This is a genomic window from uncultured Escherichia sp. (assembly GCF_948475835.1).
In the GTDB taxonomy this organism is placed as follows: Bacteria; Pseudomonadota; Gammaproteobacteria; order Enterobacterales; family Enterobacteriaceae; genus ECMA0423.
The window spans coordinates 48,296-57,614 of sequence record NZ_CAOLGM010000009.1; the positions used below are offsets into that span (position 1 = coordinate 48,296).

Consider the following 9,319-nt stretch of genomic DNA (forward strand, 5'->3'; position numbering starts at 1 on the left):
CAATGTCTGATGCAATATGGACAATTGGTTTCTTCTCTGAATGGCGGGAGTATGAAAAGTATGGCTGAAGCGCAAAATGATCCCCTGCTGCCGGGATACTCGTTTAACGCCCATCTGGTGGCGGGTTTAACGCCGATTGAGGCCAACGGTTATCTCGATTTTTTTATCGACCGACCGCTGGGAATGAAAGGTTATATTCTCAATCTCACCATTCGCGGTCAGGGGGTGGTGAAAAATCAGGGACGAGAATTTGTCTGCCGACCGGGTGATATTTTGCTGTTCCCGCCAGGAGAGATTCATCACTACGGCCGTCATCCGGAGGCTCGCGAATGGTATCACCAGTGGGTTTACTTTCGTCCGCGCGCCTACTGGCATGAATGGCTTAACTGGCCGTCAATATTTGCCAATACGGGTTTCTTTCGCCCGGATGAAGCGCACCAGCCGCATTTCAGCGACTTGTTTGGGCAAATCATTAACGCCGGGCAAGGGGAAGGGCGCTATTCGGAGCTGCTGGCGATAAATCTGCTTGAGCAATTGTTACTGCGGCGCATGGAAGCGATTAACGAGTCGCTCCATCCACCGATGGATAATCGGGTACGCGAGGCTTGTCAGTACATCAGCGATCATCTTGCTGACAGCAATTTTGATATCGCCAGCGTCGCACAGCATGTTTGCCTGTCGCCGTCGCGTCTGTCACATCTTTTCCGCCAGCAGTTAGGGATTAGCGTCTTAAGCTGGCGCGAGGACCAACGCATTAGTCAGGCGAAGCTGCTTTTGAGCACCACCCGGATGCCTATCGCTACCGTCGGTCGCAATGTTGGTTTTGACGATCAACTCTATTTCTCGCGAGTATTTAAAAAATGCACCGGGGCCAGCCCGAGCGAGTTCCGTGCCGGTTGTGAAGAAAAAGTGAATGATGTAGCCGTCAAGTTGTCATAATTGGTAACGAATCAGACAATTGACGGCTTGACGGAGTAGCATAGGGTTTGCAGAATCCCTGCTTCGTCCATTTGACAGGCACATTATGCAAGCATTGCTGGAACACTTTATTACCCAATCCACCGTGTATTCATTGATGGCGGTGGTGTTGGTGGCCTTTCTGGAGTCGCTGGCGCTGGTCGGTTTGATTCTACCCGGTACGGTGCTGATGGCGGGGCTGGGAGCGCTGATTGGCAGCGGCGAGTTAAGTTTCTGGCACGCCTGGCTGGCAGGGATCGTCGGTTGTCTGCTGGGCGACTGGATCTCCTTCTGGCTGGGCTGGCGTTTTAAAAAGCCGTTGCATCGCTGGTCATTTCTGAAGAAAAACAAAGCATTACTCGATAAAACTGAACATGCGTTGCATCAACACAGCATGTTCACCATTCTGGTCGGTCGCTTTGTTGGCCCGACGCGTCCGCTGGTGCCAATGGTGGCGGGAATGCTGGATCTGCCGGTGGCAAAATTCATTACGCCGAATATTATCGGCTGCCTGCTGTGGCCGCCGTTTTACTTCCTGCCTGGGATTCTGGCGGGCGCGGCGATCGATATTCCAGCCGGAATGCAGAGCGGCGAGTTTAAATGGTTGCTGCTGGCGACGGCGGTATTTTTGTGGGTTGGTGGCTGGCTGTGCTGGCGGTTATGGCGCAGCGGTAAAGCAACCGATCGTTTAAGTCATTATTTGTCGCGCGGCCGTTTGTTGTGGCTGACGCCGTTAATTTCTGCCATCGGCGTGGTGGCGCTGGTGGTGTTAATTCGCCACCCGTTGATGCCGGTGTATATCGATATTTTGCGTAAAGTGGTTGGGGGTTAGGAGATAGTCTTGTGCGGGTTGCCTGATGCGACGCTGACCGCGTCTTATCAGGCCTACAAAACGCACTACCCGTAGGTCGGATAAGGCGTTCACGCCGCATCCGACAGTGCATACTAACCCGTAATCCCCAATAGTGCCGAAGCACTCGCCTTACCGCTCAACAACTCATTGGTCTTACCCTGCCAGGCGATGCGCCCGTCGGCGACCACCACCGAGCGTGTGGCGATCCGCGCCGCATCTTCCACACTGTGCGACACCATCAATAGCGTCATTTTTTGCTGCTGGCAGCTCGTGCTCACCAGCGTCAGCATCTCCTGACGTAACGCCGGATCGAGCGCAGAGAACGGTTCATCGAGCAATAAAATCGGCTGTTCGCGCACCAGACAACGCGCTAACGCCACGCGCTGTCGCTGACCGCCGGAAAGCTCGCCCGGTAACCGCGCCATTAAATTATCAATCCCCATCTGGCGGGCGATAGCGTGCATTTTCTCCTGCTGCGCCGCGTTCAGCTTCAATCCCGGATTAAGCCCCAGCCCGATGTTCTGCGCGACCGTCAGGTGGCTGAACAGGTTGTTCTCCTGAAACAGCATCGATACCGGGCGGCGTGACGGCGGCGTCGTGGTGTGATCAACGCCGTCGATAGTCAGCGAACCGCTGGCTGGCGTCAGAAAACCGGCGATCAAATTCAGCAGGGTACTTTTACCCGCGCCGCTTGGCCCGAGGATTGCCACCTGCTCGCCGCGTTCTACCGTTAAGCTAAAACGCATCGGCAAATGGTGATAAAGCCAGGTGATATCAGTCAGTTTTAACATTTCGCCCCGGTAGTTTTTCAATCACGGTAAACAGCAGAAAACAGAGTAGTAGCAGAATTAACGCGGTGACCGCACCGTCCTGGCTGCGATAGGAGCCAATTTGCTGGTAGAGATAAAACGGCAGGGTACGGAAATCATCGTTACCGAACAACGCCACTACGCCAAAATCACCAATCGACAGCACGCAGGCAAAAGCCAGCGCCTGCGCCAGTGGACGTTTCAGGGCGCGCAGCTCGACCACTTTTAAGCGCGACCAGCCTTCAATGCCCAGCGACTGACACAACATACTGTAGCGGGCGGTGATATCGCGCATCGGGTTTTCCAGTACTTTCAGCGCATAAGGGATCGCCATTAACGCATTGGTGAAAATCACAATGCCGTCAGCAGATTGCGGCAGGCCAATGGTGTTGTTGAGCAGTAAAAAGAAGCCGGTAGCCAGCACAATCCCCGGCATGGCGAGGATCAACATGCCGCTCATCTCCAGCGCCTGACCCGCCAGCATTTTCTGCCGCGCCCGCAGTTCGCGACTGCTCCATAGCAGCATCATGGTCAGCACTACGCACAATACACCTGCCGCCAGCGCAATACGCAACGAGGTCCACAGCGCCTGCCACAGCACCGGTTGTGCCAGCACTTCCGGCAACTGGCGATTTACCCCATCGACGATCACCGCCAGCAACGGTGGCAGCAACAGCAGCAGCGCCAGCACTATTAACACCGTGTCGCAAATGCGGCTATGCAGACGATCGTCCGGATCGCGCCAGCCTTGCAGCAGCGTGGTACCGGGCGCAATGGCCTTACTTAGTCGCTGACTCAACAGCACCAGCCCAAGGCAACACACCATCTGGAGCAGCGCCAGCATCGCCGCGCGGGCAGGATCGTAGTCGTAACTCAGCGCCTGATAAATAGCCAGCTCGATAGTAGTTGCCTGCGGACCGCCGCCCAGCGATAGCACGGTGGCGAAGCTGGCGAAACAGAGCATAAAGATAAGCGCGGCAACCGGCGGGATTTGTCGCCGTAGCCACGGCCATTCGACGAAGCGGAAAAAATGCCAGCCGCGCATCCCAAGCTGGGCGGCAAGCTGACGTTGTTCGCCGGGAATGTTTTCCAGTGCCTGGAGTAATAAGCGGCTCGCCATCGGCAGATTAAAAAATACGTGCGCCAGCAAAATGCCTTGCAGGCCGTAGGGCGAAAAGGTCCACTCCAGACCGAGCGATTGGCAGAGCGATGCCAGCCAGCCCTGACGACCATAGACGCTAAGAATGCCGAAAACAGCAACTAGCACCGGGAGGATCAAGGTCATTGCGCACAGACGCAACAGCGCCAGCCGACCCGGAAAGCGCCTGCGATAGAGGGCGCGGGCGAGGAATATCGCGGGTACGACAGAGAGTAGCGCCGAGAGAAACGCCTGCCAGAAGGAGAAGCGCACCACATGCCACAGGTAGCTGTCCTGCCAGACTGCCACCCAGTTACCCTGCGGCGCGTTCCACCACAGGGCGAGAAACGCCGCGAGCGCAACCGCTACCACCAGCGTGGCGGCGCTTACACCTGGAATTAACCAGCCGGGAATTAACGGCTGACGGCGCGTTGCCATTCGCTAATCCATGCCTGACGTTGTGCCGCCACTTCAGCTGGTGTGAACTCCAGCGTGGTGGCCGGTTTGGTCAATTGTTCAAACCCGGCAGGCAGCGTGACATTTGCCACCGGATACATCCAGTTACCGGTTGGGATCGCATTCTGAAAAGCCGGAGAAACCATAAACTGGAGGAATTTTTGCGCCAGCTCCGGCTGCTTGCTGGCAGCGGTGCGGGCGGCGACTTCCACCTGCAGATAGTGACCTTCGCTAAAGTTCGCGGCGGCGTAGTTATCTTTTTTCTCTTCGAGAATGTGATAAGCCGGAGAGGTGGTGTAACTCAGTACCAGATCGCTTTCACCTTTTAAAAACAGGCCGTAGGCTTCGCTCCAGCCTTTGGTGACCGTGACGGTTTTCTTCGCCAGTTTTTGCCAGGCTTGTGGGGCGTCATCGCCATAGACTTTTTGCATCCACAACAGCAGGCCCAGCCCCGGCGTACTGGTGCGCGGATCCTGATAAATCACCCGCCAGTTTTGATCGCTCTCAACCAATTCTTTCAGGCTTTGCGGCGGGTTTTTCAGTTTGTTCTTGTCATAGACGAAGGCGAAATAGCCGTAATCAAACGGGACGAAAGTGTCATTATTCCAGCCGCCGGGAACGTTAACGGCATCCGCTGCCACACCGCTTTTGGCAAATAGTCCGGTTTTACTGGCGGCGTCTAACAGATTGTTATCCAGCCCCAGCACCACATCGGCTTTACTATTTTTGCCTTCCATCCGTAGACCGTTGAGAAGCGAAACGCCATCTTCCAGCGCCACCAGTTTCAGTTCGCAGTTACAGTCGGCTTCAAAAGCTTTTTTGATCTTTGGACCAGGCCCCCAGTCGGCGGCGAAGGAATCGTAGGTATAAACAGTCAGAACGGGTTTAGCGAAAACGGGCGCTGTGCACAGCAACAGCAGGGGAAGACATTTTTTTAACACTTTGCACCTCAAAAAAGAGTGGCAAAGGACTTGAGAAGGAGCCTCAAATCCCTTCGCCGGCGTTATCCGGATCAGGTTCGACGGGTATTTTCTCAGCGCACGCGTTTGCGTGGCACCCCGTTGAGAACGGCGTTAGTGTAGTGATTTTGTTATCTACCAGCAATCATGGATCCGGCGGCGCAAACCACGCTGATTTAAAATCGAACCAGCCGAGGGTATTCATACGCAGGCCGCGCATACTGCGTTGTCCCTGAATGATCAGCCAGTGGTGGATAAGCGGCACCATTGCTTTACTGGCGACCAGTTGCTGGCACCAGTTCGCCAGGTTCATTTCGCCATTGCGCCAGCGGGCGGCGTCGGCTTGCCAGTCGATCGGAATACAGTGTTGGAGCAGCGGCACCTCGCACAAGTGCGCGAACAGCGAAAAATCCAGCGGCAGCGTAAAGTTGGCGCTATTAAGCCAGATATCGCTCTCGATCTCTCCTTCATGCCACTGATCGTAGCTGATCTCTTTGATTTCCAGCGTGACCTGGTGACTTGCCAGAATCTGCTGCATGATCCCGGCAATCACCCGATGCTCACTGTGATCCTGATAAAAGGTCAGGGTGAGGCTTTCCAGGCCAGCCGGTTTTTCGCTCTTTATGGTGCGGGCATGGTGCCAACGGGGGAGCAGTCCATAAGCCGGGAACCACAGTTGCTGGTACTGTTCCTCAGCGAAATAGACCAGATTAGTTGGAGAAAGCACATAGCTTACCCAGTCCCTGACTTGCTGATTCGCCCCGCGATGGGTGCGGCTGTCGAACAGTAAATAGTAGCAACCTTCCTCCAGGCGGCTTTCAATCTCTTTTTCCTCGCCCTGTGGACCTTTTAGCATCAGACCTCCAGCTGGCTCGTCGGCAATTTCCGGCAGAACCCAGACGTTAACTTCATCGATTAATGCCCGGTAACCGAAGAAGTCATCGAATGCCTGAATTTTCAGTTGATTGGTGGTGTTGCGGATCACCGCATACGGACCGGTGCCGATGGGATGGCTGGCAAAGTTACTGAGGGTTTCCCATTCGCGCGGCAGGATCATCGCCGGAACTTGTCCCAGCAGTAACGGTAACCAGCGGTCCGGTTGCGTGAGATGGATATCCAGCGTCCAGGGCGTCGGCGACACAATGTCCGCAATATGCGAATAGAGCGGCAGCGTATTGATTCGTTTTAAAGAGGCGATCACGTCGTCCATTTCCAGTTCACGACCATGATGAAAATGGACTCCTGGACGCAAAAAGAAACGCCAGTGAAGCGGTGATATTTGCTGCCAGTGGTGGGCGATGTCTGCTTCCAGTTCCCCATTTTTCTCATTTATGCGCGTTAGCGAACTGAAGATTTGCCGGGCAATATGGGTTTCGGAACGGCGCAATGCGCTGCCAGGTAGCAGATTACGCAACGGACGATAGTAGAGCACGCGCAGGATGTGCCGCCCCTGGCGGAAGCTGCGGCCCAGATGAGAAACCAGCATTTGCCGCACAGTCGCTTTGTCGCCAACCAACTGCACTAGTTGGTCGATACGATCCTGCTCCAGCAGGTCTTCCGCCCGCTGTTGCTGAAGCGCCAGCCCGGTATAGAGGAATGTCAGACGCGAGCGTTTACCACGCCCGACTTCCGCTTCCCACGTCAGCCAGCCGCGATCCTGCATGGTGTTGAGCAGGGTGCGCATATGACGACGCGAGCAGCTCAATAACGCTGCCAGTTCGTTGAGCGTTGTGTCCTGCGATTTACCCTCGCAGCATTGCCACAGGCGGATGAACTGTTGTTGCAGACGAGCAGATGGCATAAAAGGGGAACTCCTGCGCAAAAGACAGCAATTTTATTTTCCCTATATTAAGTCAATAATTCCTAACGATGAAGCAAGGAGGTGCCCCATGCGTCAGTTTTATCAGCACTATTTTACCGCGACAGCGAAGTTGTGCTGGTTGCGTTGGTTAAGCGTCCCACAACGATTAACCATGCTTGAAGAACTGATGCAGTGGGATGACCGCAATTCTGAAAGTTGACTTGCCTGCATCATGTGTGACTGAGTATTGGTGTAAAATCACCCGCCAGCAGATTATACCTGCTGGTTTTTTTTATTCTCGCCGCGCTAAAAAGGGAACGTATGATCTGGATAATGACGATGGCTCGCCGTATGAACGGTGTTTACGCGGCATTTATGCTGGTCGCTTTTATGATGGGGGTGGCCGGGGCGCTACAGGCTCCTACATTGAGCTTATTTCTGAGTCGTGAGGTTGGCGCGCAACCTTTCTGGATCGGACTCTTTTATACGGTGAATGCTATTGCTGGGATCGGCGTAAGCCTCTGGTTGGCAAAACGTTCTGACAGTCAGGGCGATCGGCGAAAACTGATTATATTTTGCTGTTTGATGGCTATCGGCAATGCGCTATTGTTTGCATTTAATCGTCATTATCTGACGCTTATCACCTGTGGTGTGCTTCTGGCATCTCTGGCCAATACGGCAATGCCACAGTTATTTGCTCTGGCGCGGGAATATGCGGATAACTCGGCGCGAGAAGTGGTGATGTTTAGCTCGGTGATGCGTGCGCAGCTTTCTCTGGCATGGGTTATCGGTCCACCGTTGGCCTTTATGCTGGCGTTGAATTACGGCTTTACGGTGATGTTTTCGATTGCCGCCGGGATATTCACACTCAGTCTGGTATTGATTGCATTTATGCTTCCGTCTGTGGCGCGGGTAGAACTGCCGTCGGAAAATGCTTTATCAATGCAAGGTGGCTGGCAGGATAGTAACGTACGGATGTTATTTGTCGCCTCGACGTTAATGTGGACCTGCAACACCATGTACATTATTGATATGCCGTTGTGGATCAGTAGCGAGTTAGGATTGCCAGACAAACTGGCGGGTTTCCTGATGGGGACGGCAGCTGGACTGGAAATACCAGCAATGATTCTGGCTGGCTACTATGTCAAACGTTATGGTAAGCGGCGAATGATGGTCATAGCAGTGGCGGCAGGAGTACTGTTTTACACCGGATTGATTTTCTTTCATAGCCGTATGGCGTTGATGACGCTGCAACTTTTTAACGCTGTATTTATCGGCATTGTTGCGGGTATTGGGATGCTATGGTTTCAGGATTTAATGCCTGGAAGAGCGGGGGCAGCTACCACCTTATTTACTAACAGTATTTCTACCGGGGTAATTCTGGCTGGCGTTATTCAGGGAGCAATTGCACAAAGTTGGGGGCACTTTGCTGTCTACTGGGTAATTGCGGTTATTTCTGTTGTCGCATTATTTTTAACCGCAAAGGTTAAAGACGTTTGATGACGTGGACGATAGCGGAAAGCCCGGTCATTTGACCGGGCAAGGGGATTAATTCATAAACGCAGGTTGTTTTGCTTCATAAGCGGCAATGGCGTCGTCGTGCTGCAAGGTAAGCCCAATACTGTCCAGACCGTTCATCATGCAGTGGCGGCGGAAGGCATCGATGGTAAAGCGATAGGTTTTCTCTCCCGCTTTCACCTCTTGCGCTTCCAGATCCACGTCGAAATGGATCCCCGGATTGGCTTTCACCAGCGCAAACAGTTCGTCCACTTCTGCATCGCTTAATTTCACCGGCAGCAGCTGGTTGTTAAAGCTATTGCCGTAGAAGATGTCAGCAAAACTCGGCGCAATCACCACTTTAAAACCGTAGTCGGTCAATGCCCAGGGCGCGTGCTCACGCGAGGAGCCACAGCCGAAGTTTTCTCGTGCCAGCAAAATGGAAGCGCCCTGATACTGCGGGAAGTTCAGCACGAAGTCCGGGTTTGGCTGTTGGCCTTTTTCATCGAGAAAACGCCAGTCGTTAAACAGATGCGCGCCAAAACCCGTACGGGTCACTTTCTGCAAAAACTGTTTCGGGATGATTGCATCGGTATCGACATTGGCGGCATCCAGCGGAACCACCAGGCCTGTGTGTTTGATAAATTTCTCTGCCATGGTGTGCTCCTTATTTAATGTTGCGAATGTCGGCGAAATGTCCGGTCACAGCAGCAGCGGCAGCCATTGCCGGGCTGACCAGATGCGTGCGCCCGCCGCGCCCCTGGCGGCCTTCAAAGTTACGGTTGCTGGTGGATGCACAACGTTCGCCCGGATTCAGACGGTCGTTGTTCATCGCCAGACACATTGAGC

Annotated in this window: 9 protein-coding genes, 1 pseudogene and 1 riboswitch (1 of these 11 only partly in view); of the genes and pseudogenes, 4 read left to right on the top strand and 6 right to left on the bottom strand. The window is 54.0% G+C overall.

What is annotated here, in order from left to right; genetic code table 11:
- The first annotated feature begins 60 nt into the window (after positions 1–60).
- Positions 61–939: an arabinose operon transcriptional regulator AraC gene (gene araC, locus QZF50_RS03555; protein WP_001300811.1), complete on the top strand. Its 879-nt coding sequence runs from the start codon at positions 61–63 to the stop codon at positions 937–939.
- Between the two features lie 85 nt (positions 940–1,024).
- A complete protein-coding gene (locus QZF50_RS03560; protein WP_001148402.1) occupies positions 1,025–1,789 on the top strand; it encodes a DedA family protein in 765 nt (254 codons plus the stop codon).
- Positions 1,790–1,902: 113 nt separating this feature from the next.
- Here the strand turns inward: QZF50_RS03560 and thiQ are convergent, their stop codons facing one another.
- The 4 genes from thiQ to sgrR form a co-directional block, all read right to left on the bottom strand.
- A complete protein-coding gene (thiQ, locus tag QZF50_RS03565; protein ID WP_000916291.1) occupies positions 1,903–2,601 on the bottom strand; it encodes a thiamine ABC transporter ATP-binding protein ThiQ in 699 nt (232 codons plus the stop codon).
- Complete coding sequence (gene thiP, locus QZF50_RS03570; protein WP_000235706.1) at positions 2,585–4,195, bottom strand: thiamine/thiamine pyrophosphate ABC transporter permease ThiP; 1,611 nt, start codon at positions 4,193–4,195, stop codon at positions 2,585–2,587. The genes thiQ and thiP overlap by 17 nt, the downstream gene beginning before the upstream one ends.
- Positions 4,171–5,154, bottom strand: coding sequence for a thiamine ABC transporter substrate binding subunit (gene thiB / locus QZF50_RS03575; RefSeq protein WP_290388822.1), 984 nt, complete (start codon positions 5,152–5,154; stop codon positions 4,171–4,173). The genes thiP and thiB overlap by 25 nt, the downstream gene beginning before the upstream one ends.
- A 30-nt stretch (positions 5,155–5,184) precedes the next feature.
- Positions 5,185–5,284, bottom strand: a riboswitch (TPP riboswitch).
- 33 nt (positions 5,285–5,317) lie between these two features.
- The gene (gene sgrR / locus QZF50_RS03580) at positions 5,318–6,973 is read right to left on the bottom strand and encodes a DNA-binding transcriptional regulator SgrR (RefSeq protein WP_061892087.1); all 1,656 of its coding nucleotides are present in this window, start codon (positions 6,971–6,973) and stop codon (positions 5,318–5,320) included.
- Between the two features lie 88 nt (positions 6,974–7,061).
- Here sgrR and sgrT point away from each other — a divergent pair, with 88 nt between their 5' ends.
- Complete coding sequence (sgrT, locus tag QZF50_RS03585; protein ID WP_001248767.1) at positions 7,062–7,193, top strand: glucose uptake inhibitor SgrT; 132 nt, start codon at positions 7,062–7,064, stop codon at positions 7,191–7,193.
- A gap of 101 nt (positions 7,194–7,294) precedes the next feature.
- Entirely contained in the window at positions 7,295–8,473 is a 1,179-nt protein-coding gene (gene setA, locus QZF50_RS03590) for a sugar efflux transporter SetA (RefSeq protein WP_000637846.1), read from the top strand.
- Between the two features lie 48 nt (positions 8,474–8,521).
- Here setA and leuD read toward each other — a convergent pair whose 3' ends face one another.
- Both leuD and leuC read right to left on the bottom strand, forming a co-directional pair.
- Positions 8,522–9,127, bottom strand: coding sequence for a 3-isopropylmalate dehydratase small subunit (gene leuD / locus QZF50_RS03595; RefSeq protein WP_000818228.1), 606 nt, complete (start codon positions 9,125–9,127; stop codon positions 8,522–8,524).
- 10 nt (positions 9,128–9,137) lie between these two features.
- A pseudogene (gene leuC / locus QZF50_RS03600) lies at positions 9,138–9,319 on the bottom strand (3-isopropylmalate dehydratase large subunit) (it continues 1,234 nt past the right edge of the window).